Genomic DNA, 23,333 nt, shown 5'->3' with positions numbered 1-23,333 from the left:
GAAAATACACATAACGGAAGTTATGTGTATTTTTTAAGGAAATATATATACATGATTTTCTTATTTTTCCTTATAAATTCTGTTAATATATAAATAGACGATTAGGGAGATAATTATGATATTTAGACCAACATATACAATTGATTCAATTTATAATTTAGATATAAATGCTCTTAAGAATATGGGAATTAAAGCTATTTTTAGCGATTTAGATAATACACTTTTGGCATGGAATAATTTTGAAACTGATGATTCTTTACAAAAGCTTGAACGTCGGCTAGCCGATGCAGATATAAAATTAATTGTAATTTCCAATAATAGTAGTGAACGCATTAGTAAAGTATTAGATGTTTATCGTATTGAATTTACAGCTAGAGCCAGAAAACCATTACCTATTGGCATCAACAAGGCAATTGCAAAATACAATTTGAATAAATCAGATGTTTTAATGGTTGGTGATCAGCTTTTAACTGATATAGTAGCTGGAAATTTAGCAGGTGTTAGAACTGTTTTAGTTAAACCTTTAGTTAAAACTGATAAATGGAATACACGAATTAATCGTTGTGTAGAAAAGTTTATTTTTTTTGTTTTTAGATTTACTAATCCAATTAAGTTTGAGGAGCATTTAAAGTAATGTGTGATGAAGAAATAAGATGTATAGGCTGTGGTAGTATATTACAAGATAAAGATAGTAAGTTGTCGGGTTATATGCCACATTCAGCTTTTAATAAAATGATTCAAGAACCTGATACAAGTGTATATTGTCAAAGATGTTTTCGCCTAAGACATTATAATGAAATTACACCAGTTAATGAAAATAATGATGATTTTTTAAGATTATTGAATTCATTGGGAAATAAAAAAGCACTAATTGTTAATGTGGTTGATTTATTTGATTTTAATAATTCATTAATTGCATCCCTTGATAGATTTATTGGTGATAATGAGTTTGTTCTGGTTGGAAATAAAGTTGACCTTTTTCCAAAAAATTCTAAAGAATCAAAAATAAAAGACTGGATGAGACAAGAAGCTAATAGAAATGGGCTGTTTCCTAAGAAAATATTTTTATTGTCTGCCATAAAAAAAAGAAATATCGATGAACTAATTAATTATTTAGCTACCAAAGGAAAAAATGAGGACATTTATTTTGTAGGGACAACAAATGTTGGCAAATCAACTTTAATTAATGCAATTATTGAGACACGCAGTGAATATAAAAATTTGATTACCACCTCTAAATTCCCTGGAACAACATTAGATTCGATCAAGATACCATTAAATGAGGGACATTATTTAGTAGATACGCCTGGAATTTTAAGTAAAAAACAAATGGCATCTAGGTTAACTGGCAGTGAGTTGGAATTAGTAGCTCCTAAAAAACAACTAAAGCCAGCTACCTATCAATTGTTGCCTGGGCAAACGATATTTTTAGCTGGATTAGGTAGAATTGATTTTATCAAAGGCCCAGCTAGTGGTTTTACCATATATGTTGCTCGTGATTTATATTTACATCGAACAAAAACTATAAATGCAGATGAATTTTATTTAAAACATAAGTCAGATTTATTGAATCCACCTTGTGATAGTGATGATTTAGGAGCATTAAAAGGTCAACTTTATTCGACAAGTGAAAAAAGTGATATCTTATTTGGTGGTGTAGGATTTATTACTGTTCCTTCAGGAGTAGTTATTAAAGCTTACACGCCAGAAGGGATAGGATTAGGTATTAGGAGAGCGTTAATTTAATGTCAGAAGTATTTCTAAAAACAAAACCTAAGGTACTTTTAGTTCGGAAAAATCTAGAAGCTAAACAAATTGGAATTATGGGAGGAACATTTAATCCCATTCATAATGCACATTTGTTAATTGCTGATCAGGTAGCTAAAAAACTTAATTTAGATGAAGTTTGGTTCGTACCTGATAATATCCCTCCACTAAAAAAAGTTGCAGATAAGATAGATGCAAATGATAGACGTACAATGATAGAATTAGCAATAGCTGGTAATCCAAAATTCAGTGTTAAATCATTTGAACTGAAAAGAGGAGGTATTTCATATACTGTAGATAGCTTGAAATATCTTAAGAAAGCATATCCTCAATATAGATTTTATTTAATTATGGGATCTGATCAGGTAGCTCAATTTAGCAAGTGGAAGGAGCCTAATACAATAGCTACTTTAGCAACGTTAGTAGGTGTTAATCGGGCTAATTATTCTGCTAATACTAATTACCCTATGATATGGGTTGATTGTCCAAGTTTCGCAATAAGTTCGACACTGATTAGACAAAATATTAAAACAAACAATTCAATTAGATATTTAGTACCAGAAGCAGTACGTGAATATATTAAAAAAAAGGGGTTGTATCATGAATAATTTTAAATTTGAAAAAACATTTTCTATTTTTACAACTGAACAGTTGGTAGAAAAAGTAAAATCAAATATGGATGAAAAGCGTTTTCAGCATTGTATTAGAGTAAGTGAAGAATGTAAAAAGTTAGCTAGGTTGAATGGATATCATGATATATATAAGGCACAAGTAGCTGGTTTTATTCATGATTATGCCAAGCAGATCAGTGTGGATCGCTTTATAAAAATTATTAAAGAGCAAGATTTTGATCTGGATTTATTAAATTATAATCGTGTAATTTGGCATGGTATAGTTGGAGCGTATTTTATACAACATGAGTTAAAAATTAATGATGATGAAATTCTGACAGCTGTTAGAAGACATACTACTGCAGATGTTGAAATGTCATTATTAGATAAAATTGTTTTTGTAGCTGATTATATTGAACCAGGAAGAGATTTTGAGGGAGTAGAAGAAGCTCGAAAAGTAGCATATGATAATCTGGATGAAGGAGTAGGATATGAATTAGCTCATACTTTAGCATATTTAGTAAAGCAACGAAGTAAAATTTATCCCAAAACAGTTTTAGCATATAACAAGTGGTCAGTTATCAATAGTAAAGAATAAGAGGTTTTAGTGTGGAAAATACAGAATTATTAGATTTAACATTAGAGGCAATTTCTGAGCGTCATGGTGAAGAAACAAAAGCGTATGATATGCGAGGAATCAGTATATTAGCAGATTATTATGTAATTACTACGGCAGGTTCTAATCGTCAATTACATGCTATTGCTAATTCTATTATTGAAAAAGTTCATGAAAAAGGTAAAAATGATTATCGTATAGAAGGATCCAGAGATTCTAATTGGCTATTAATCGATTTGGGAGATGTAGTAGTTAATATCTTTACTTTCGAAGCTAGAGGATTTTATGGCTTAGAAAAATTGTGGTCCAATGGTAAGCAACTGGATATTGAGGAATGATAATTATTGATGGATGCTGTAGGAATTATTGCAGAATATAATCCGTTTCATAGTGGTCATGAATTTCTTTTAAATCAGGCCAGATTAATATCACAAAATAAACCGATTGTAGTCTTAATGTCAGGAAATTATGTTCAACGTGGTCAGATATCAATATGTGACAAATGGAGTAGAGCTAAATCTGCATTGCTATCAGGTGCAGATTTAGTTTTTGAATTACCTTTTTCTTATGCTGTACAGCCTGCTGATATATTTGCCTATGGTAGTATGAAAATCTTGGAGCAGTTAGGTGTTAGTGATCTTGTTTTTGGTGTAGAAGACGATCAGATTGATTATATGAACTTAGGTGTGAAAATTTCTAAATTAGCACAATCGAGTCATATTTTTAAAGATTATACGCAAACGTATTCTACGCAATATAATCAAATGTTGATTGAGCAAATCGGTTATGATTTAACACAACCTAATATTACTTTGGCAGTTGCGTATGCAGTGGCTAATTGTAGCTTAAGTAGACCATTACGTCTGCATGCAATTAAAAGATTTGGTAGTGGTGGACATAATGATAAATATATTCAGGACATTGTAGCTTCTGCTACTGCTATTAGGCGACAAATTTTGTATGAACTAAATGGAGATTTTTCTAAATTAGAAAATTATTTGCCTAAAGAAGAATTATTATGGTTAAGTAAGCAAGCAGTTTTTCCTAATTGGGAGATGATGTTTCCATTTTTAAAATATCGATTAGAAAGTACAAACATTAATCATTTGCAATCTATTTATCAAATGAGTGAAGGATTAGAATATAAAATGAAGGCCGAAATCCATCAATCACATAATTTTGAGGACTTTTTACATAAAATCAAATCTAAAAGGTATACGTATGCCCGTTTAAGACGCTTATGTTTATATACTTTGTTAGATATAACATGTGATGATATTGAGGAAGCCAATCAAATTATTACTCCAATGTTATTAGGGTATAGTTTGCGTGGCAGAAAATATTTAAAAAAGATACGCAAATCGACAAATTTACCAATTATTTCCAAAGTTGATAAGAAAAATTCAGAAATTGGTAGTTTGCGATTCCAGATTAAAGTAGATAGATTTTTTGAACAGTTAATAGGTTATGATCAGAATTTTGGTCGTAAGCCATTTGAGGTAAGATAGATGTTAACATATTCGTTTCTAAATATTGAAAATAGTAAAGAACCATTAGTTTATGTAGATCAAGATGTTAAATTTGAAGCAGATTTTTTTGATAGGGCTAAAGATTTTATTTTAGATATTAAAAATGTACATATTAAAGGGCAATTTTTTTATCAAGATCCATTTGTAACTGGAAATTTTGAAGTTGAATATGATGTTATTGTACCTTCAACTCGTAGTTTGAAGCCAGTATCTATAAAAAATAGCTTCACATTTACTGAGAATTACGCTGAGGTGCTTCCTAGTGAAGATGAAGATGCTGGTACTGTGATTTTGATAGAAAATGATATTATTGATTTGCAAAAAGCAGTTGAAGATAATTTATTATTAAATTTGCCTACTATTAATTTAACAGATGCAGAAAAAGAAAATGGCGAGTTTCCTGAAGGTGAAGGTTGGACAGTTATATCAGAGGAAAATTATAAAAATAGACCTAGGAATACTATTAACCCTCAATTTGATAAGTTAAAAAATTTATTTAATAAATAAAATTATTAAAAATGCATTGAAAAAATAGTATTAAAAATTTATCATTAATAATGAGATCGTTTAGATATGTTACTTTTAATGTGTACTGATTTAATGAATAGATGGAGAAATAAAAATGAGTAAAATTTTAATTATTGAAGATGAAAAAAATTTGGCACGTTTTGTAGAATTAGAATTACAACACGAAAAGTATGATACTACAGTAGAGTCAAATGGTAGAAAAGGACTAGATTTAGCATTAAGAGATAATTATGATGCTATTTTGTTGGATTTAATGTTGCCTGATTTGAATGGTCTAGAAATTGCACGACGTGTTAGACAAGAGAAGACAACTCCTATTATTATGATGACTGCAAGAGATTCAGTTATTGACCGTGTTTCTGGATTAGATCATGGAGCAGATGACTACATTGTTAAACCTTTTGCAATTGAAGAGTTATTAGCTCGTTTACGTGCAGTGCTACGTCGTGTTCAAATTGAAAAAAGAGCTAGTGGTGAAGCTGCAGGTGTTCAGCGTGTTATTCGTTTTAATGACTTAACTATTGAGACGGCTAATAGAATTGTACATCGTGGTGATAAGACTGTTGATTTAACTAAGCGTGAATATAATTTATTAATGACTTTAATTGAACACAAAAATAATGTTGTAACACGCGAACAATTATTAAAGAAGATATGGGGATCTGATTCTAAGATCGAAACTAATGTAGTTGAAGTATATGTTAGATATTTGAGAAATAAGATTGATGTTCCTGGTAGATCTTCTTACATTAAAACAGTTCGTGGTACAGGTTATATGGTAAGAACAGATGAACTTGATGAATTTGATACATCATTATAACAAAAAAGAGACCAGGAGATCTTCATTAACACTTAAGTGGGTTGCGATTGTTGCTACTACAATCATGGTCTCTTTTGTTATATTTTCGCTAACGATATATTCATTAATTAAGAGTCAATCATTAGAACAAGAAAGTGATGTAACTAAAAATGTTGTACGTACTTTTGAACAGCGATTAGTAAATATTAATGAACCCTTTCAAGTTTCTAATGTTGTAACTACTTTATCGCCTAATACTTTACGATTAATTTCAGGAAATTCACCTAATTATAATAGAAAAGAAAATGGCGTTTTTGATGATGATATTTTGGCTACTTTAACTAATAAAGACATAAATATTTACATCTTTGATCCGCAAAAGAATCTCGTATTTTCAAATTCAAATTGGGTAAGTAATGAGGATTTAAAGTCTGTTAATCAAAAAAAAGCGTCCGAATTAATTTATAAGACCAGAGGCGGAATGCATTTTAGAAATGCAGAACGTATTTATTCTAATGATAATCGAAAATTATTAGGTACGTTAGTAGTAGATAATCGGATGGTACAAACTAATAAATTGTTGAAACAATTACAGCAATCTATGGTGTTTTTATCAATTTTAGCAATTATTTTCTTTTTAGTAGCATCCTACTTTATTGTAGATGGTATTGTTAAGCCGATTAAGCGAATGACTAAGATTTCGCGTGAGATTGACCAAGATCCTAATGCTAGAGAACGAATGCCTAATATTAGACGTAATGATGAATTAGGTGAATTGGTTGTTAATTTTAATAAAATGCTGGATAGGATTCAGAATTATATCTTGCAACAAAAGCAATTTGTAGGTGATGTGTCACATGAATTGAGGACGCCAGTGGCAGTTATTCAAGGGCATTTGAATTTGTTAGAAAGATGGGGTAAGGATGATCCCCAGATATTGGAAGAATCTATTCATGCTTCTTTGCAAGAGACTGATCGTATGAAGCATTTAATACAGGAAATGTTAGATTTAACTCGGGCAGAACAAGTTGATATGCAATTTCCTGATAAAGTGTCAGATGTAAATGAAGTTTTAATCCGAACTGTTAATGATATGAAAATGATTCATAAAGACTTTACAATCAATTTGGATATAACTGACTTGAAACCTGATACAATTATTAAAATGTATAGAAATCATTTAGAGCAATTATTAATTATTCTGATTGATAATGCAATTAAATATTCGACGGATCGAAAAGAAGTAAATGTTAGTGCTTCAACTGAAAACAAGTCGGTAATTATAGCTGTTCAAGATTTCGGTGAAGGTATAGATAGCGTCGAACAAGAAAAAATATTTAATAGATTTTATCGGGTAGATAAAGCCAGAACACGTGAAAAAGGTGGTAATGGGTTAGGGCTATCTATTGCTAAAAAATTAACTGAAAGTTATCATGGTACGATTGGTGTAACTTCTATTTTAGGAACGGGTAGTACCTTTAGATTGAAATTCCCTTTGCTTAAGAAAAAATCTTTAACAGGTTCACAAGCAACTAAATAAAAATAAAAGATTCTATTGCTATATAGAATCTTTTATTTTTTTATTTATTTCGATTTTGTTTGCCTGAATTACGTTTGCGTAATTGCTCATGTAAATTTGTTATCTCGTCAGATTTATTTTGGCTCATTTGATCAGTTGATTCATTAAGTATTTGATCAATCATTTCCTGATTAATAACTTCTTTAATAGGATTTTTTGTCAATTCTTTATCAACATCAGCTCTTACTTTTGGCATTAAAATAAATGTAGCAATCAATTGTTGAATCACAATGACGATACCACCTACTAAAAAGTATAATCCCAAAGCACCAGAATACATGATTGAAAATACTAAAGTCATTAGTGGACTAGCAATAACTGTTATCAACATGGTTTGTTTTTGCTGCTCACTAATACCTATTAATGATAAATATCCTTGTATTAAGTATAAGATAGCAGCCACAACGGCAAAAACAATAGAGGGTTTACTTAAAGATATTCCCATAAAACTTGCTGATGCTAAAGTTTTTGAATATGCTACAGCTTGATAGATCCCAATCATAATTGGTAATTGGATAAGTAATGGTAAGCATCCCATTCCACCAATCATTGACATATTGTTATCTTTGTAGATCTTCATTTGCAATTGGCTTAGTTGCATTTGCTTGTTACTATTTTTTTTCATAGCAGCTTGAATTAAGCTTAATTGCGGTTGTAGCCTTTTAGTTTTTTCCTGTTGTTTAATCATCTTACTTTGTGAGGAAAGTCGTAATGGTAATACTATTAATTGAATTACGAAAGTAATAATGATAATTGCCCAACCAGCACCATTTGTACCACCTAAAAGGTTGCTAACATGTAACATTATATTTTGGAGTGGATGACCAAACAAATTGTAAATCCATGCATATGGTCCTACTAATGGGGGAGTCCAATTACCAGTATTGGTTGCACAGGCAGTAGTAATTATGGCAATGATAGCTATCAGAGCTGATGTGATTGTATATTTTATTTTTTTCATTAAATTTAATATCTCCTTCTTTAACTGGTATCAGTTTACTATATTATATGTAATACAAGCAACTATGTATTATCACTATTAATATTGTTTTTAGACCTTACTTTATAAATTGTTAATTTAGTATAATAAATACGAGGTAGGTATGGATATGAAAGAAATTAATTCAGTAAATAATAGTATTATTAAGCAAATTCGCAAATTAAAGCAAAAAAAATATCGCAAAGATCAAATGTCTTATTTAATCGAAGGCTTTCATTTAGTCAAAGAAGCTTTGGATATGGAGCAAAAGTATGAATATGTTATCGGTACTCAAGAGACGATTAATAAATTGAAATTGACAAATAAAATTTTTGATAAGTCAATAATTTTGGTTAATCAAGCAATTTGTGATCAGTTGTCTGATACGGAAAATAGTCAAGATATTTTTATGGTGTTACCGATTAATCAACCTCATAGTTTTTCTTTTAAGTTTGGAAAATGGGTCATATTAGATAATTTAACAGATCCAGGCAATGTAGGGACAATTATTAGAACAGCTGATGCTGCAGGTTTTGATGGTGTGATTTTGTCCAATCAAAGTGTAGATTTATATAATTCAAAAGTGCAACGAAGTATGCAAGGTAGTCAATTTCACTTACAAATTGTACAGACAGATATTGAGCAAGTTTTATTAGATTTTAAAAATAATGGCTTACCATTGTATGCAAGTGTATTAGATAAAGATGCAGAAATACTTTACAATTGCAAGGCAGTATCACAATTAGGGTTGATTATTGGCAATGAAGCACATGGCGTTAGTCGTCAAGTCCAATTAGAATGTGACCATAAAATATATATACCAATTAAAGGGAAAGCTGAATCATTAAATGCGGCAGTTGCAGCTGGCATTATGATTTATTATTTTTCTTAGTTTGTATAAACATAAAATAGATATATAATATTAGCATATGTATTATTAGCACACGATTTTAAGGAGGATCATATGACTGACAAAAGTATGGAAATAACGGAAAATGCACAGCCGGATCCTAAAGATTATTCTTTATGTGGCCATTTAATTAATGCGTTCAGCATAATAGGTAAAAAATGGAACGGATTGATTATTAATGCATTATGTGATACTGAAGCAATGCGGTTTAGGGATTTAGCTCGTTGCATTAGTAGATGCAGTGATCGAGTACTAGTTGAGCGATTAAAAGAATTGGAACAAGAAAATATTGTTCAGCGGCAAGTTGATCACGGCATTATTTCGTATAGTTTAACTACCAAAGGCAAAGAGTTAAAGCCTGTATGCGAACATGTACATAATTGGGCTGATAAGTGGGCATAATTTAGTTGCAAGTTGATATGAAATGCATTAAAATTCTAAATGTATTATAAATGCTAAGATTGAGACTAGTAGTATTTTTTATTTTCAAGAGAGGACTTTTTTTGCTGTGATAAGTTTAAATAAAAAATATGAAATTCACCTCAGGAGCAGAATCCAATCAATTCCGGTATTTTCCCGTTAAAGAAATAGAGTGTAAATTTTTATTAATTTGAAAATTTAAACTAGGGTGGTACCGCGGAGCTTCGTCCCTTTTATGGGGCGAGGCTTTTTTTGTTAAGAAAGGAAAAATTATGAATTTATTTGAACAGCTTAAGTCTTTACAAGAGATAGGACTTGAAAAGATAAGAAACTCAAAAGATATTCAAGAATTAGAAAAAGTCAGAGTAAACATAGTAGGAAAAAAGGGACAACTTACTGAAATTCTTCATTCAATGAAAGATGTTTCTAAAGAAGAACGTCCTAAAATAGGTCAACAAGTTAATAAATTACGTGATATTTTTCAAAAAGAACTGGAAGAAACTAAGCAAAGTTTATTACAAGTAGCCTTGAATAAGCGATTAGAAGGTGAAAAAATCGATGTTACTTTGCCTGGTCGCAGAATCATGGCTGGTGCTAAGCATCCTATAAATATTATATTAGATGATTTAGAAGCATTTTTTATCGGTATGGGATATCAAGTAGTGCAAGGACCAGAAATTGAGACAGATCATTATTGTTTTGAAATGATGAATTTACCTAAAAATCATCCTGCTCGTGATATGCAAGAAACTTTTTATATTGATGAAGAAAATTTGCTACGTACGCAGACTTCTGGTGATCAAGCTCGTGTACTTGAGGTTCATGATTTTAGTAAAGGTCCACTAAAAATGGTAGGGCCTGGTAAAGTTTATCGTCGTGATGACGATGATGCTACACATTCACATCAATTCCAGCAAATGGAAGGATTAGTAGTTGATAAAAATGTGACTATGTCTGATTTAAAAGGTACATTAGAATTAATTGCTAAGCATGAATTTGGTGCTGATAGAAAAACTAGATTAAGACCATCATATTTCCCATTTACAGAACCATCTGTTGAAATGGATGTATCATGTTTTAATTGTAATGGTACGGGATGTGGCATTTGCAAAAATACTGGTTGGATAGAAGTATTGGGAGCTGGTATGGTTCATCCTAACGTTTTAAAAAATGCTGGTATTGATCCAGAAGTGTATGGTGGATTTGCATTTGGTGTAGGATTGGATAGATTTGCTATTTTGAAATATGGCGTTTCAGATATTCGTGATTTTTATACTAATGATATTCGTTTCTTAAGTCAATTTCGTAAGGAGGAAGATTAATGTTAGTTTCATACAATTGGTTAAAGGATTTCTTAGATTTAGATATTGAACCTAACGAGTTAGCTGAAAAAATAACACGCACAGGTGTTGAAATAGCTGATGTAATACATCCTCAATCAGGGTTAAAAAAGATTGTAGTAGGACATGTTCTAACTTGTGATATTGTTGAGGGAACACATTTACATGTAACAAAAGTTAATGTAGGTGAAGCTGAACCCTTACAGATTGTTTGTGGAGCACCTAATATTGCCGCAGGGCAAAAAGTTATTGTGGCTTTACATGGGGCCCGAATTGCTGGAAATGAAAAAATAAAGCGTGGAAAAATTAGGGGCATTCAATCTGAAGGCATGATTTGTGGATTACAGGAAATAGGTTTTGATGACAAAGTAGTTCCTGCCAAATATGCAAATGGGATTTTTGTATTTGATGAAGATACTGATGTTCAACCTGGTGATGATATTTATGAAGCATTAGGTATGGATGATTATATTTTAGATTTCGATATTACGCCTAATAGGGCAGATACTTTATCAATGGAGGGAGCAGCATACGAGGTTGGTGCAATCATTGATCAAACTCCAAAGATAGAAGAAATATCGTTGAAAAGTGATGGTCAGGATTGGACAAATTCTTTAAAGGTTAGTGTAGATCCAGAGCTTGCAACTAAGTTTTATTTACGCAAAATAACTGGAATCAAGATATGTTCTAGTCCACTTTGGATGCAACGCCGTTTATGGAATGCAGGGATACGTCCCATAAATAATGTGGTTGATGTTACAAACTACGTTATGCTTCTTACAGGTCAGCCTTTACACGTTTATGATGCAACTACATTTAGTAATGGCTTATTAGAGGTGAGAAGAGCTCATGCTAGCGAGACTTTGCAACTTTTAAATGATAAATCTGTTGAGCTAGATGAAAATGATATAGTGATTACTGATGGAAACAAGCCTGTAATGTTAGCTGGTGTTATGGGTGGCAAAGCATCTGAAGTAACCGATCAAACGACTGACATTATTCTAGAATCTGCGATTTTTAATGGCTCATTGGTAAGAAAATCTGCATTAAGACACGCCAATAGAACAGAAGCCTCTAGCAGATTTGAAAAAGGTGTTAATTCAGATAACACAATGAAAGCCTTAGATATTGCTGCTTTATTATTGAGAAATAATACTGATGGAACTATTTTGAATGGTATCATTAAAGGTATAGATAAAATAGCAGAACCAGTAAATATTCGTACAACTATTTCATATATAAATAAAACTTTAGGCACGAATCTCAAAGATCATGATATTATTAAAATTTTTGATCGCTTGAATTTTCCAATTAAAGTTAATGGCGATGAATTAGTAGTAAATGTACCACATAGACGCTGGGATATATCTATTGCTGCAGATTTAGTAGAAGAAGTGGGGCGTATTTATGGCTATGATAATTTGATTTCCACACAACCACTTTTAGCCGAAACACATGGGGGATATAGTCCAACTGAATCAATTATTCGTCGCATAAAAAAGATAATTCAAGGACAAGGGATGCTGGAAGCTATATCTTATTCATTGACTACTTTAGAAAAAGCTACTAGCTATGCATTAAATCCCAAACCAACTGTCAAAATTGCAATGCCATTAAATACTAGTCGTTCTGTAATGAGGCAAAATTTAATTTGTGGTTTGCTAGATGCTGCAGCTTATAATATGGCTAGAAATCAAAGTAATATAGGAATTTATGAGCAAGGTCGTGTCTATTATAAAGATGACGGTAATTATATCGAACATGAGCATATAGCTGCTTTATATTCAGGCAATATTTATGCTGATAATTGGCAACATCTAGATCAAAATATTGATTTTTATTATGTAAAAGGTCAATTAACAAATATTTTTATAGCACTTGGTCTTGATTTGCATGATATTGTTTATAAAGCGGAAAATATCAAAGGGATGCACCCTACACGTACAGCAGCTATTTATTTGAAAAATAAGTATTTAGGTATGATTGGGATGTTATCTCATGAAGAATTGTATAGTGAAAAGGCACTTCGTGGTAATGAAATTTATGTCTATGAATTAGATCTTGATGTACTCATTCCTGAAATTTCTAAGGGTGTAACAGCAAAATCAGCACCTAAGTTCCCTGCAATTAATAGAGATTTATCATTGTTGATTGATGCACATATTACTAATGATGCTATCATTTCTAATATTAAGGCTAATGCTGGAAAATATTTAACAGACATAAAAGTTATAGATGTTTATGAGGGTAGTCAGATTGAAGCAGGTAAGAAATCAATAGCATACTCTTTGACATTTAGAAATGAGAAAGAAACATTAACCGATGAAGTTGTTAGTTTAGCAATTGCGGAGATTACACATAATTTAGAGTCAGAACTTGGAGCAGTTGTTCGTTAATATTTATTTAAGAGGTACAACAATTGTTTGATCAGGATACAAAAAAACAAAATAAGCTAAAAAAAGAGGCCAGTAACAAATTATTACGATGGATTTTTACCTTTTTAGGTGTTTTTGTCGTCTTGTTTATGTTGGTTGCAACAGTGTTTACAATTTATGCATTGCAACCTGTAGATTCGCAAAATCGTAGTCACGTAGTAGTACATATTCCAGTTGGTGCAGATAATAAAGAGATATCTAAGATATTGGAAAAAAAGCATTTGATTAGAAGCTCGATAGTTTTTAATGCTTGGATGAAGATTAAGTCTGTTAAAGGTTTTCAAGCTGGTGATTTCTATATTTCTCCTTCTATGAATAATAATCAAATTGTCAACCAACTACAGGGTGCTGGCGGACGCATTGTTAAAAATCATCTCCTTGTTAGGGAAGGAGAGCAAATTGATGAAATTACGACAGCTGTAGCTAGTCATACTAAGTATAGTAAGAGCAGTTTTATTAATCTGATGAATAATCAAGAGTTTTTGCAAGAATTAGCTCATAAATATCCTAAGTTATTAAAGAGTTCAATGAAGTCTAAGAATGTTAGATATCATTTGGAAGGATATTTATTTCCAGCAAAATATGATGTTTATCAGTCTATGAGCTTAAGGGAACTTGTAGACAAAATGGTAGCGAAAACTAATGAGACACTTAAACCATATTATACTGATATTAAAAAGCTAAAAATGACTGTTCATCAAGTATTGACTTTAGCTTCTCTGATTGAAAGAGAAGGCGTCAATAAAAAAGATCGGCGTATGATTGCTGGAGTATTTTTGAATAGATTAGATGCACATATGCCCTTGCAATCGGATATTGCTGTTATGTATGCCTTAAAGAAACATAAACATCGTTTGAGCTTGAAAGACATCAAGGTTGATTCACCATATAATTTATATGTTCATAAAGGCTTTGGACCAGGTCCATTCAATAATCCAAGTTTGGATTCAATTAGTGCTGTGTTGAATCCGTTAGAGCGAAACCGACATTATCTGTATTTTGTTGCAGATTTAAAAACAGGCAAAGTTTACTTTAATCGTAAATATATTCAGCATTTAAATAAAAATAATAGTTTAGGTCAATAAGACTTGACAATTGTTTGATAAAAACATAAGATTTTGTTTGCATATGAAAGAGAGATAGGAGTAATTATAGATATGGCAGAGAAAGTCTATCCTATGACGGCTGAAGGTAAAGATAAGCTTCAGAATGAATTGAAAAATTTAAAATTAGTTAAACGCCCTGAGGTAATTGAAAGAATAAAAGTAGCTAGATCGTTTGGTGATTTATCTGAAAATTCCGAATATGATGCTGCTAAAGATGAACAAAGTGCTGTAGAACATCGTATTGCACAAATTGAGGAAATGTTGAAATATGCTCAAGTAATCGATGCAGGTAGTGTGGATCCTAATGAAGTATCTATTGGTAAGACAGTTACTTTTACAGAAGTTGGTACTGATGATTCTGAAATGTACACAATTGTTGGATCTGATGAATCTGATCCACTTAGTGGAAAAATTTCTAATGATTCACCAATTGCTAAAGCATTATTAGGCAAGAAAAAAGGCGATGTAGTTTCAATTAATACACCTGGTGGTTTATTTGAAGTTACTATTGATGAAGTAACTACGTCTGGTAAGTAGTAAGAGGGCTGATTCACTGAGGAATCAGCCTTCTTAGTTAGTGAGGGAAATTCTTTGAAAACATATAAGAGAAAAAATAGTTTAAAGAGTAAAATTGCAAGTACCTCCCTAAGATTAAATATTATTTTAGGAATTATTTGTGTTCTATTTTTATTATTAATAGGTCAATTGGCATATCTGCAATTGATTTATGGTGGACGTTTTCAAACAGAGGTACAAAAGACTGACAAAAAAATTGTTTGCAATAATGTCCCTAGAGGTGTTATGTATGATTCTAAAGGAAGAATCCTAGTAGGTAATAAAGCAAATAATGCTATTACTTATACGAAAAATTCTAATCTTACTACAGCTAAGATTTATGATATTTCGGAAAAATTAAGTAAATATATTAGACTTAACGATGAAACTCCCACAAAAAATCAGCTATTTGATTATTATTTGGCGAATAGTAAAAACGCACTGAAAATTAATCGCCAACTACCTAGAAATCAAAGATATGATGAACATGGTGATGCTTTAGATGATCATATAGTATATCAAAATACTTTGAAGTATTTGAGAAGCAAAAAACTTGTGTTTAGTAAAAGACAAAAAACAGCTGCTTTAATTTTTAATAAGATTTCAGGAGCATATACTTTGTCGACTATTTATATTAAAAATAAGCATATCACTGGTAAAGAATTAACGTTGGTTGGTGAAAATTTATCAGAATTGCCTGGTGTAGGAATCGGTACAGATTGGTCTAGAGATTATCCAAATGGAGAATTCATTAAAAGTATTATTGGATCTGTTTCTTCTGAGAAAGCAGGATTACCTAACACTAATTTGCAATATTATTTATCTCAAGGTTACTCTCGTAATGATCGTGTAGGAACTTCATATTTGGAAGAAAAATATGAACCATTATTAAAAGGAACAAAATCAAAATCACAGGTTATTTCTAAACATAAATCAGATAGTATTGATCAAACTAAAACTATATATAAAGGTGAAAGTGGAGCAAGTTTAATCCTAACAATTAATTCTAAATATCAAAAGAAAGTTGATAAGGCATTAAAGACAGTTTATAACGAAGCTCAAAGAGCGGGTGCTACACGATATTCTAGTGGTGCGTATGCTGTTGCCATGAATCCAAAAACAGGTGCATTATTGGCGATCACAGGTCTTATGCATAATACTAAGAATAATAAGATTGTTGATAACGCATTGGGTGTAATAAATCAAGCATATGTAATGGGTTCAGTCGTCAAAGGAGCTATGGTATCTGGTGGGTTACTGAATAATGTTATCACTCCAGCGAATAATACATTACCAGATGTACCAATTTATTTGCCAGCGACACCAGTTAAGAAATCTATTTATCCAATTGGTACATTTGGTGCCTTAAACGCTCCTACAGCGTTAGAGGTATCTAGTAACATATATATGATGCAATTAGCTTTACGTTGGCTACATGCTAAATATGTACCAAAGTCGTATATTTCTGTACCTAAGAATGCTTTTACCATTTTACGAAGAAATTTTGCTATGTTTGGATTAGGACAAAAGACAGGTATTGATTTACCAGGTGAAAGTCATGGTATTACAGGAAGATCATTTGATAAAAATGGTAACATTTTGTCTGGTTCTGTTCTTGACCTTTCATATGGAAATTATGATGCCTATACTCCCATTCAACTTGTTCAATATATTTCAACTATTGCTAATGGCGGATATCGTATGAAACCTTATTTAGTACAGTCAATTGGTAAAACCGATCCTCACAACAATAAAATTTCTATTCTGTATAATACTAAGCCTAAAGTGCAGATGTGCGTCCCATATAAAAAGGACCAATTAGATGTTATTAAAAAAGGGTTATATCAAGTGGTTCATGGAACTAATGGTTGGGGAACAGGACGTTTCTTGAAAAAAGAAAAACCAGCTATTGCCGGAAAAACTGGAACTGCTGAAACATTCTTCTTTGATCCAGAACATCCTGGTAATATTCATGCACCTGAAGTAATTAATTCTACATTTGTGGGCTATGCTCCTGCAGATAATCCTAAGATTGCAGTAGCAGTTGTCTTTCCAGGATTAAATCCAAATTTGGAAGGTACATTTACTTTACAGGTTGCTAAAGCAATGTTTAATAATTATTTTAAAATGTATAAATAAAATTATATGAGTAAAAATGGTGTATATATGGATGATGCAAAAGATAAAGTTTTAACTTATTTAAATAACGTTTCAAAAAGTATGACGACTGTAGAAATAGCAAATAGTTTAAATTTATCCAGATCTGTTATAAGCAATTATTTGAATACACTATTTAAAGAAAATAGAATAAAGAAAATAAGCGGAAGGCCAATTAGATGGAGCAAAAACTGTGCTGATGTAAGTGAACGTACAAGTTCTTTTTGCAATTTTATAGGATATGATGGATCTATGAAACATGTGATTGAACAAGTTAGTGCAGCTGTTGCTTATCCTCCTAATGGATTAAATATTTTAATTACAGGTAATTCTGGTGTTGGTAAAAGTTTTCTAGCTAAAAAAATTTATGAATATGCTAAACAAATAAAAATTATTAGATCAAATTCGCCATACTTTGTTTTAAATTGTGCTGATTATGCTAATAATCCAGAATTAGTATCCAGTATGCTATTTGGTTATGTTAAAGGTGCATATACAGGTGCTGATTCTTCTCATAATGGATTACTTTTGCAAGCAAATGGTGGATACTTATTTTTAGATGAAGTTCATAGATTGAGCAGTGAAAATCAAGAAAAATTATTTAGTTTTATAGATAATGGGCTTTTTTATCAAATAGGTGATAATAGTCATCCAATTAAGTCAAATGTAAGATTAATTATGGCTACTACAGAAAGGCCAACAGATACTTTGTTGACTACCTTTTTAAGAAGAATACCTATTCATGTTACTATTCCTGATTTTTTAAAAAGATCTATCGATGAAAGATTAACATTGCTTAGATATATAATTTACCAGGAAGCAGTTAAGTTAAATAAAAAAATATATGTGAATAATCAAGTGGTTTCTGCGTTGGTTCAAACTAATAATCGAGGAAATATAGGTTATTTAAAAAACTTGATTCAAATTGCTTGTTCGATAGCTTATAAAAAGCAACATGGATTGGACCAAATTGATTTAAGTATGGATTCTTTATTAATAGATAAGTTGCCTAATTTTGAAGATTATGGTGATTTATTAATAGATGGTCAGGCCGCATTTATTTTTAATGAAAAAAATAGTTTAAAAAATGCTAAATTTGCTCAACTGATGACTGAATTTCATAAATTAACTGTTGATTTTTCGTCAGATAACGTCCAAAAGGTTAAAAGTAGTATTAGGAAAATAAATCAGTTGCTGGAAAATAGTTGTCCTAAGACAGGCTTATACTATAGGCATCAAGAATTATTTAAAAAAATTATTGAACAACAATTTGGATTAAATAAAACCTCATACTTAGAACCATTAATGTTTTTGTTTTATGAAGCAAAGTTTTGCATTGATAATCATGATCTTGAGCCTCTTTATCATCACATAAATATTTCGTTTAGTCGCTCATTACATGTAGCAGTCTGCTTTTATAAAAATCTGGATATTGAAGATAAGGTTAAGCAAAGTTTGATTATTGTGTTGGCCATGCTTTTAAGTGATCACGTTGATGAAAATATTACTATTAGAGGATTAATGATTGCACATGGTAAAAATACTGCTACTAGCATACAAACGGTAGTAAATTCTTTGTGTGGCAATTATTTATTTGATGCTATAGATATGCCAATTAATGTAGGTGTATCTTCAATTATCCAAGAAGCTAATGCATTAATAGATACTTTTAATACCACTAAAGGCTTTATTTTGATGGTTGATATGGGATCCTTGAGTCAACTTTATTCTGAGATTAGCTCCCATATTAATGGTGATTTATTAGTTGTTAATAATTTAACAACAATAACTGCTTTAGATTTAGCATTAAAAATGCAACAAAAAATGACATTTCAGGAAATAACTAATCGAGTAGATCAAGGATATAATATTGATACCCAATATTTTGAAGGTGTGTCGCAAAATATTAACATTTTGGTTTCTTGTGTTTCAGGGTTAGGTATAGCAGAAAAGATCAGCGAATTATTTCAAACGCTAATGCCAGATAATATTCAAATAGTACCAGTAGATTATAGTACGTTGAAATATAAAATTATGAATTGTGACTGGAATTATTTTAAACAGACTATCCTAGTTTTGACAACAGTTGATATTGATGATAAAATCCCATTTGATCAAATGAATATATATGATTTATTGGATGCAACAGGTGAACGAAAGTTAAACAAATGTTTATCTCAGTATTTAAGCCAAGATAAATTGAAAAAATTGAACAAAAAATTATTACGATTTTTCTCCAAAGAGGGAATATCAGAAAAACTTAGCTTTTTAAATCCAGACGTTATCTTAAAAGAAGTAGAGGATGTTAATAGCAAATATGAAGATTTTTATCATTTGAAATTAGATGGAAAAATAAAATTGAATTTATATTTGCATATAGCATTGATGATTGAAAGGTTAATTGTCCATAATACAAAAGATATTTCTATTCAGGCAATTAGTAATGAGGAGAAGGATTTCTTTAAAATAACTAAAAGTATATTCCAGCCACTAGAAATGAAATATAATATACATATTCCTAATTATGAACTTTCACTATTATATGAATTATTTAGGCAATTTATTAAGTAGTGTTTAAACGTCCAAAACAGAAGTGTTTAATTATTAAACACTTCTGTTTTTTTGTTGATATAGCAACTGTAATAATACTTGGTACACTTTTTGCTAATAAATAAGTGAAGGAGTTAATCGGAGGTGAAAAATATGACAGATATTTTAATTGCAAGTCATGGACATTTTGCGAGTGGGTTAAAAAATTCTATCAAAATATTAACTGGTTTAGATAGCCACATTCAAACTATTGATGCTTATGTTGATGAAAGAGATTATGTTGCTGATATTAAAAAATTTGTTAAAAATGCAAAAAAACCTGCTGTAATCTTTACAGATTTGAAAGGTGGCAGTGTTAATCAAAAAGTTATGCTAGAAGTTGCTTCGCATGATGATATTTATGTTGTTACCCAAATGAATCTAGCAATAATTATTTCCATATTGCTAGATAGTGAACCTTTAAATAAAGATAGGTTAAAAGAATTAATATCTCAAAGTCAAGTTGAGCTAGTTGAAATTAATAGCTCTGATAATGATCAAAGTGATGATTTTTTTAGTTAATTTTAAGGAGGAAAAAAATGATTGCACAATTAAGAGTTGATGATCGATTAATACACGGCCAAGTAGCCTTAGTTTGGACTAAAGAGTTAGATACCCCAGGTATAGTTGTTGCAAATGATAATGCTGCCAAAGATGCAATGGTGCAAATGACATTGAAGATGGCAACACCTACAGGCAAAAAATTATTAATTAGATCTGTACAAGATGCAATTGCAGTCTTTAATAATCCTAAGGCAGCGAATATGAGAATTTTTGCATTAACTAATTGCGTTGAAGATGCATTGGAGATTGCTAAGCATGTTTCAAATATTGAAGGTATTAATGTTGCAAATGTCGGTCGATTTGCTAATGGTCAAGGAAAAGTTACGCAATTAACTTCTACTTTGATGTTAAGCGATGAAGAAATGGTAGCATTAAAGCAATTATCTGAACTTGATATTCCTGTATTTACTCAAGTAGTGCCAAGTAATGCTAGAACATCAATTGCATCATTATTAGCAGAAAAATAAAAAGGAGGAAATATATATGTTACAAATAGCATTATTGGCCTCATTATGTGTTTTCATCTGTTTTGGTGGAAATTGGTTATGGGGTCAAACTATGATTGAGCGACCATTGGTTGTCGGAGCTGTGGCTGGCTTAGTATTTGGAGATTTACAAACAGGTATTTTAATTGGAGCTTCTTTGGAAGCAATCTTTATGGGTGCAGTAGATATTGGTGGTGCGTTATCTGCAGAACCAGTTACTGCCACTGTTTTAGCTACAACTTTTGCTATTACATTAAATGTTAATATGAAAGCTGCCTTAGCTTTAGCTGTACCAATTGGTGTATTTGCTGCATTTATTTCAATGTTTTTAAAGAATGTTGTTATGAATATCTTTGCTCCATTAGTTGATAAAGTAGCTGCCAACGATGACTCTAAGGGATTAACTAAGTTACATTTTGGGATGTGGTTTATTAATTATTTTGTTTTCTCATTAGTAACATTTTTCTCCGTTTTAGCTGGAGCACAACCAGTTCAACATTTGGTTAAACAAATTCCTGCAAATCTGATGGCTGGTTTGGCAGCAACAGGTGGATTATTACCTGCAGTTGGTTTTGCCATTTTATTAAGAATGCTGTGGAGCAAGAATTTATCACCATTCTATTTCTTAGGATTTATTTTAGCTGCATATGTTAACTTACCATCTGTTGCTATTGCAGCTATAGGTATTATTATCGTAATTTTACAGTGGAACCGTGATAAACAAATCATGGATTTGGAAAATAAACAAAAGAATATTAATACTACTCATGTTGCAGAGACATTAGACAACAAAGATCAAGAAGAGGAGGAATTTTTCTCATGAGATTTACAAAGAATGTAACGCCTGAAGACAGGAAAATGCTTAACAGAATATTTTTACGTTCCTTTACAGTGTTTGCCAGCAGAGCTGGTGCTACTAAAACACATGCTCCTGGTTTCATGTATTCGATTATGCCTGCTTTAGACAGATATTTTAAAGATAATAAAGCTGAACATAGAGCAGCTATGATGCGTCATACCACTTGGTATAATATTACCCAAAATGTGGGTACCTTTGTTATGGGACTTGTTGCTTCCATGGAAAAGAAAAAGGCAGAAAATAGTAAGTTTGATGCTGAGTCTACAGTTGCTATTAAAACTTCACTGATGGGTCCATTATCTGGTATTGGTGATTCAATCTTCTGGGGTGTTTTAAGAGTTATTGCTGCTGGAATTGGTATTAGTTTAGCTAGCCAAGGCTCAATTTTTGGACCAATTTTGTTTTTGCTAATTTATAATATACCATCTATTTTAACGAGATATTATCTTACATATGCTGGTTTTACATTAGGTGATACTTTTATCCAAGATATGTATGAAAGCGGTAGTATGAAGTTGCTTAATAAAGCTGCATCTACTTTAGGTTTGATGATGATCGGTTGTATGACTGCAACTATGGTTAAGTTCCAAACTAAATTATCTATTCCTATTAAGGGTGGAAAAGCGATTTTAATGCAAAGTTATTTGGATCAGCTTTGGAAAGGTTTAGTTCCATTAGCATTAACATTATTATGTTATTGGTTATTATCTAAGAAAGTAAATGTAAACTGGATTTTATTAGGTATTTTAGTTTTGTCATTAGTTTTAGGTTTAGTAGGGGTGGTATAATTGGAAAATTCGATAACACTTGTAGAAATTATTTTAAGATTATTTTTATCGGTAATGATTGCTGGTGTTATCGGTTTTGATCGTGAACATAAAAATCGACCGGCAGGAATTAAGACACATGCCTTAGTTTGTGCTGGAGCCTGCTTAATTGCCTTATTGCAAAAACAGATTGGTTTTGATGCATTACAATTAGCAATTTTAAGACCAGAATTATCTGGAATATTAAGAGCTGATGAAGCAAGATTAATTGCACAAGTTGTATCAGGTATTGGTTTTCTAGGAGCAGGCACTATTTTAGTCAATCATCGTGTTGTTCTAGGATTAACTACAGCAGCGAGTTTATGGGCTGTTGCAGGAATAGGTCTGTCATTCGGTATGGGATACTATAATATTGGTCTTGTTGGAGCTTTATTTGTTATTTTAGTACTGGTTTTTTCTAAAAAGATTATTCGTGTTAATACAATAAAAAAACTAGAAATAAAGTATAGACACAAATTTGAAACCAAAGAATTTATTCAAAAGTATTTTGAAAATAAGGGAATTATTGTATCAGACGTTAATTTTAAAGTAACTCAAGATGCTGATAAAATTATATATGTTAATGTTTATGAAATTGAAATACCGCGTGATTTGAACTATGCCAGCATTATAGAGGATATCTCTATGAATAAGAATATTATGTGTATTCAAATGATAAGTATATGATAGGAAATGTTT

At 31.1% G+C, this 23,333-nt stretch carries 23 protein-coding genes and 1 other annotated feature; of the genes, 22 read left to right on the top strand and 1 reads right to left on the bottom strand.

Going from position 1 to position 23,333, the window contains the following annotated elements:
* Nucleotides 1-115: 115 nt before the first annotated feature.
* The 9 genes from G6Z82_RS03810 (at nucleotide 116) to G6Z82_RS03770 (ending at nucleotide 7,390) form a co-directional block, all read left to right on the top strand.
* Nucleotides 116-634 carry a YqeG family HAD IIIA-type phosphatase gene (locus G6Z82_RS03810; RefSeq protein WP_006736651.1) on the top strand — a complete coding sequence of 173 codons (519 nt, stop codon included), beginning with the start codon at nucleotides 116-118 and terminating at the stop codon, nucleotides 632-634.
* Nucleotides 634-1,746, top strand: coding sequence for a ribosome biogenesis GTPase YqeH (yqeH, locus tag G6Z82_RS03805; protein WP_006736638.1), 1,113 nt, complete (start codon nucleotides 634-636; stop codon nucleotides 1,744-1,746). Before G6Z82_RS03810 ends, yqeH begins: the two co-directional genes overlap by 1 nt.
* Nucleotides 1,746-2,375, top strand: a complete 630-nt coding sequence (locus tag G6Z82_RS03800) for a nicotinate-nucleotide adenylyltransferase (protein ID WP_009310348.1) — start codon at nucleotides 1,746-1,748, stop codon at nucleotides 2,373-2,375. Before yqeH ends, G6Z82_RS03800 begins: the two co-directional genes overlap by 1 nt.
* Complete coding sequence (yqeK, locus tag G6Z82_RS03795; RefSeq protein WP_160807806.1) at nucleotides 2,368-2,976, top strand: bis(5'-nucleosyl)-tetraphosphatase (symmetrical) YqeK; 609 nt, start codon at nucleotides 2,368-2,370, stop codon at nucleotides 2,974-2,976. The genes G6Z82_RS03800 and yqeK overlap by 8 nt, the downstream gene beginning before the upstream one ends.
* Before the next feature lie 11 nt (nucleotides 2,977-2,987).
* On the top strand, nucleotides 2,988-3,332 hold the full coding sequence (rsfS, locus tag G6Z82_RS03790; RefSeq protein WP_006732809.1) for a ribosome silencing factor: 345 nt from the start codon (nucleotides 2,988-2,990) through the stop codon (nucleotides 3,330-3,332).
* A 9-nt stretch (nucleotides 3,333-3,341) separates the two neighbouring features.
* Nucleotides 3,342-4,502, top strand: a complete 1,161-nt coding sequence (locus G6Z82_RS03785; RefSeq protein WP_164785820.1) for a nucleotidyltransferase — start codon at nucleotides 3,342-3,344, stop codon at nucleotides 4,500-4,502.
* Nucleotides 4,503-5,030, top strand: coding sequence for a DUF177 domain-containing protein (locus G6Z82_RS03780; protein ID WP_006729858.1), 528 nt, complete (start codon nucleotides 4,503-4,505; stop codon nucleotides 5,028-5,030).
* Nucleotides 5,031-5,145: 115 nt separating this feature from the next.
* Complete coding sequence (locus G6Z82_RS03775; RefSeq protein ID WP_006729859.1) at nucleotides 5,146-5,871, top strand: response regulator transcription factor; 726 nt, start codon at nucleotides 5,146-5,148, stop codon at nucleotides 5,869-5,871.
* Nucleotides 5,849-7,390, top strand: coding sequence for a sensor histidine kinase (locus G6Z82_RS03770; RefSeq protein ID WP_006736249.1), 1,542 nt, complete (start codon nucleotides 5,849-5,851; stop codon nucleotides 7,388-7,390). Before G6Z82_RS03775 ends, G6Z82_RS03770 begins: the two co-directional genes overlap by 23 nt.
* Before the next feature lie 40 nt (nucleotides 7,391-7,430).
* Here the strand turns inward: G6Z82_RS03770 and yidC are convergent, their stop codons facing one another.
* Nucleotides 7,431-8,390: a membrane protein insertase YidC gene (gene yidC, locus G6Z82_RS03765; RefSeq protein WP_006736942.1), complete on the bottom strand. Its 960-nt coding sequence runs from the start codon at nucleotides 8,388-8,390 to the stop codon at nucleotides 7,431-7,433.
* 148 nt (nucleotides 8,391-8,538) lie between these two features.
* Here yidC and G6Z82_RS03760 point away from each other — a divergent pair, with 148 nt between their 5' ends.
* From G6Z82_RS03760 to G6Z82_RS03700, 13 genes are all read left to right on the top strand, one after another.
* Complete coding sequence (locus tag G6Z82_RS03760) at nucleotides 8,539-9,300, top strand: TrmH family RNA methyltransferase (RefSeq protein ID WP_006735056.1); 762 nt, start codon at nucleotides 8,539-8,541, stop codon at nucleotides 9,298-9,300.
* A gap of 72 nt (nucleotides 9,301-9,372) precedes the next feature.
* Nucleotides 9,373-9,720 carry a winged helix-turn-helix transcriptional regulator gene (locus G6Z82_RS03755; RefSeq protein ID WP_006729863.1) on the top strand — a complete coding sequence of 116 codons (348 nt, stop codon included), beginning with the start codon at nucleotides 9,373-9,375 and terminating at the stop codon, nucleotides 9,718-9,720.
* A gap of 46 nt (nucleotides 9,721-9,766) precedes the next feature.
* Nucleotides 9,767-9,973: a binding site (T-box leader), on the top strand.
* 37 nt (nucleotides 9,974-10,010) lie between these two features.
* The gene (gene pheS / locus G6Z82_RS03750) at nucleotides 10,011-11,060 is read left to right on the top strand and encodes a phenylalanine--tRNA ligase subunit alpha (protein WP_006729864.1); all 1,050 of its coding nucleotides are present in this window, start codon (nucleotides 10,011-10,013) and stop codon (nucleotides 11,058-11,060) included.
* Entirely contained in the window at nucleotides 11,060-13,474 is a 2,415-nt protein-coding gene (gene pheT, locus G6Z82_RS03745; RefSeq protein ID WP_006729865.1) for a phenylalanine--tRNA ligase subunit beta, read from the top strand. Before pheS ends, pheT begins: the two co-directional genes overlap by 1 nt.
* Before the next feature lie 23 nt (nucleotides 13,475-13,497).
* The gene (gene mltG, locus G6Z82_RS03740) at nucleotides 13,498-14,598 is read left to right on the top strand and encodes an endolytic transglycosylase MltG (RefSeq protein ID WP_009310335.1); all 1,101 of its coding nucleotides are present in this window, start codon (nucleotides 13,498-13,500) and stop codon (nucleotides 14,596-14,598) included.
* Nucleotides 14,599-14,670: 72 nt separating this feature from the next.
* Nucleotides 14,671-15,156 carry a transcription elongation factor GreA gene (gene greA, locus G6Z82_RS03735; RefSeq protein WP_006732208.1) on the top strand — a complete coding sequence of 162 codons (486 nt, stop codon included), beginning with the start codon at nucleotides 14,671-14,673 and terminating at the stop codon, nucleotides 15,154-15,156.
* A 54-nt stretch (nucleotides 15,157-15,210) separates the two neighbouring features.
* A complete protein-coding gene (locus tag G6Z82_RS03730) occupies nucleotides 15,211-17,313 on the top strand; it encodes a peptidoglycan D,D-transpeptidase FtsI family protein (RefSeq protein ID WP_164785819.1) in 2,103 nt (700 codons plus the stop codon).
* Nucleotides 17,314-17,340: 27 nt separating this feature from the next.
* On the top strand, nucleotides 17,341-19,902 hold the full coding sequence (locus G6Z82_RS03725) for a sigma 54-interacting transcriptional regulator (protein WP_039919337.1): 2,562 nt from the start codon (nucleotides 17,341-17,343) through the stop codon (nucleotides 19,900-19,902).
* A 132-nt stretch (nucleotides 19,903-20,034) separates the two neighbouring features.
* Entirely contained in the window at nucleotides 20,035-20,442 is a 408-nt protein-coding gene (locus G6Z82_RS03720; protein WP_006735071.1) for a PTS sugar transporter subunit IIA, read from the top strand.
* 17 nt (nucleotides 20,443-20,459) lie between these two features.
* On the top strand, nucleotides 20,460-20,951 hold the full coding sequence (locus G6Z82_RS03715; RefSeq protein ID WP_006734523.1) for a PTS sugar transporter subunit IIB: 492 nt from the start codon (nucleotides 20,460-20,462) through the stop codon (nucleotides 20,949-20,951).
* A gap of 16 nt (nucleotides 20,952-20,967) precedes the next feature.
* A complete protein-coding gene (locus G6Z82_RS03710) occupies nucleotides 20,968-21,792 on the top strand; it encodes a PTS mannose/fructose/sorbose/N-acetylgalactosamine transporter subunit IIC (protein ID WP_006730120.1) in 825 nt (274 codons plus the stop codon).
* Nucleotides 21,789-22,616: a PTS system mannose/fructose/sorbose family transporter subunit IID gene (locus tag G6Z82_RS03705; RefSeq protein ID WP_006729873.1), complete on the top strand. Its 828-nt coding sequence runs from the start codon at nucleotides 21,789-21,791 to the stop codon at nucleotides 22,614-22,616. The genes G6Z82_RS03710 and G6Z82_RS03705 overlap by 4 nt, the downstream gene beginning before the upstream one ends.
* Nucleotides 22,617-23,321: an MgtC/SapB family protein gene (locus G6Z82_RS03700; RefSeq protein WP_006729874.1), complete on the top strand. Its 705-nt coding sequence runs from the start codon at nucleotides 22,617-22,619 to the stop codon at nucleotides 23,319-23,321.
* The last annotated feature ends 12 nt before the right edge of the window (nucleotides 23,322-23,333 follow it).

Origin of the sequence: Lactobacillus iners, assembly GCF_011058775.1 — a bacterium.
In the GTDB taxonomy this organism is placed as follows: domain Bacteria; phylum Bacillota; class Bacilli; order Lactobacillales; family Lactobacillaceae; genus Lactobacillus; species Lactobacillus iners.
This window is presented reverse-complemented; position numbering and strand designations above follow the sequence as displayed.

Excerpts from the sequence above, each read along its gene's own strand:
- G6Z82_RS03780 (WP_006729858.1), top strand. The coding sequence starts at position 4,503 with ATGTTAACATATTCGTTTCTAAATATTGAAAATAGTAAAGAACCATTA.
- G6Z82_RS03710 (WP_006730120.1), top strand. The coding sequence starts at position 20,968 with ATGTTACAAATAGCATTATTGGCCTCATTATGTGTTTTCATCTGTTTT.
- G6Z82_RS03800 (WP_009310348.1), top strand. The coding sequence starts at position 1,746 with ATGTCAGAAGTATTTCTAAAAACAAAACCTAAGGTACTTTTAGTTCGG.
- greA (WP_006732208.1), top strand. The coding sequence starts at position 14,671 with ATGGCAGAGAAAGTCTATCCTATGACGGCTGAAGGTAAAGATAAGCTT.
- pheT (WP_006729865.1), top strand. The coding sequence starts at position 11,060 with ATGTTAGTTTCATACAATTGGTTAAAGGATTTCTTAGATTTAGATATT.
- G6Z82_RS03785 (WP_164785820.1), top strand. The coding sequence starts at position 3,342 with ATGGATGCTGTAGGAATTATTGCAGAATATAATCCGTTTCATAGTGGT.
- G6Z82_RS03705 (WP_006729873.1), top strand. The coding sequence starts at position 21,789 with ATGAGATTTACAAAGAATGTAACGCCTGAAGACAGGAAAATGCTTAAC.
- G6Z82_RS03775 (WP_006729859.1), top strand. The coding sequence starts at position 5,146 with ATGAGTAAAATTTTAATTATTGAAGATGAAAAAAATTTGGCACGTTTT.
- G6Z82_RS03760 (WP_006735056.1), top strand. The coding sequence starts at position 8,539 with ATGAAAGAAATTAATTCAGTAAATAATAGTATTATTAAGCAAATTCGC.
- yidC (WP_006736942.1), bottom strand. The coding sequence starts at position 8,390 with ATGAAAAAAATAAAATATACAATCACATCAGCTCTGATAGCTATCATT.
- pheS (WP_006729864.1), top strand. The coding sequence starts at position 10,011 with ATGAATTTATTTGAACAGCTTAAGTCTTTACAAGAGATAGGACTTGAA.
- G6Z82_RS03725 (WP_039919337.1), top strand. The coding sequence starts at position 17,341 with ATGGATGATGCAAAAGATAAAGTTTTAACTTATTTAAATAACGTTTCA.
- G6Z82_RS03755 (WP_006729863.1), top strand. The coding sequence starts at position 9,373 with ATGACTGACAAAAGTATGGAAATAACGGAAAATGCACAGCCGGATCCT.
- yqeK (WP_160807806.1), top strand. The coding sequence starts at position 2,368 with ATGAATAATTTTAAATTTGAAAAAACATTTTCTATTTTTACAACTGAA.
- G6Z82_RS03720 (WP_006735071.1), top strand. The coding sequence starts at position 20,035 with ATGACAGATATTTTAATTGCAAGTCATGGACATTTTGCGAGTGGGTTA.
- G6Z82_RS03715 (WP_006734523.1), top strand. The coding sequence starts at position 20,460 with ATGATTGCACAATTAAGAGTTGATGATCGATTAATACACGGCCAAGTA.
- G6Z82_RS03810 (WP_006736651.1), top strand. The coding sequence starts at position 116 with ATGATATTTAGACCAACATATACAATTGATTCAATTTATAATTTAGAT.
- yqeH (WP_006736638.1), top strand. The coding sequence starts at position 634 with ATGTGTGATGAAGAAATAAGATGTATAGGCTGTGGTAGTATATTACAA.
- G6Z82_RS03770 (WP_006736249.1), top strand. The coding sequence starts at position 5,849 with ATGAATTTGATACATCATTATAACAAAAAAGAGACCAGGAGATCTTCA.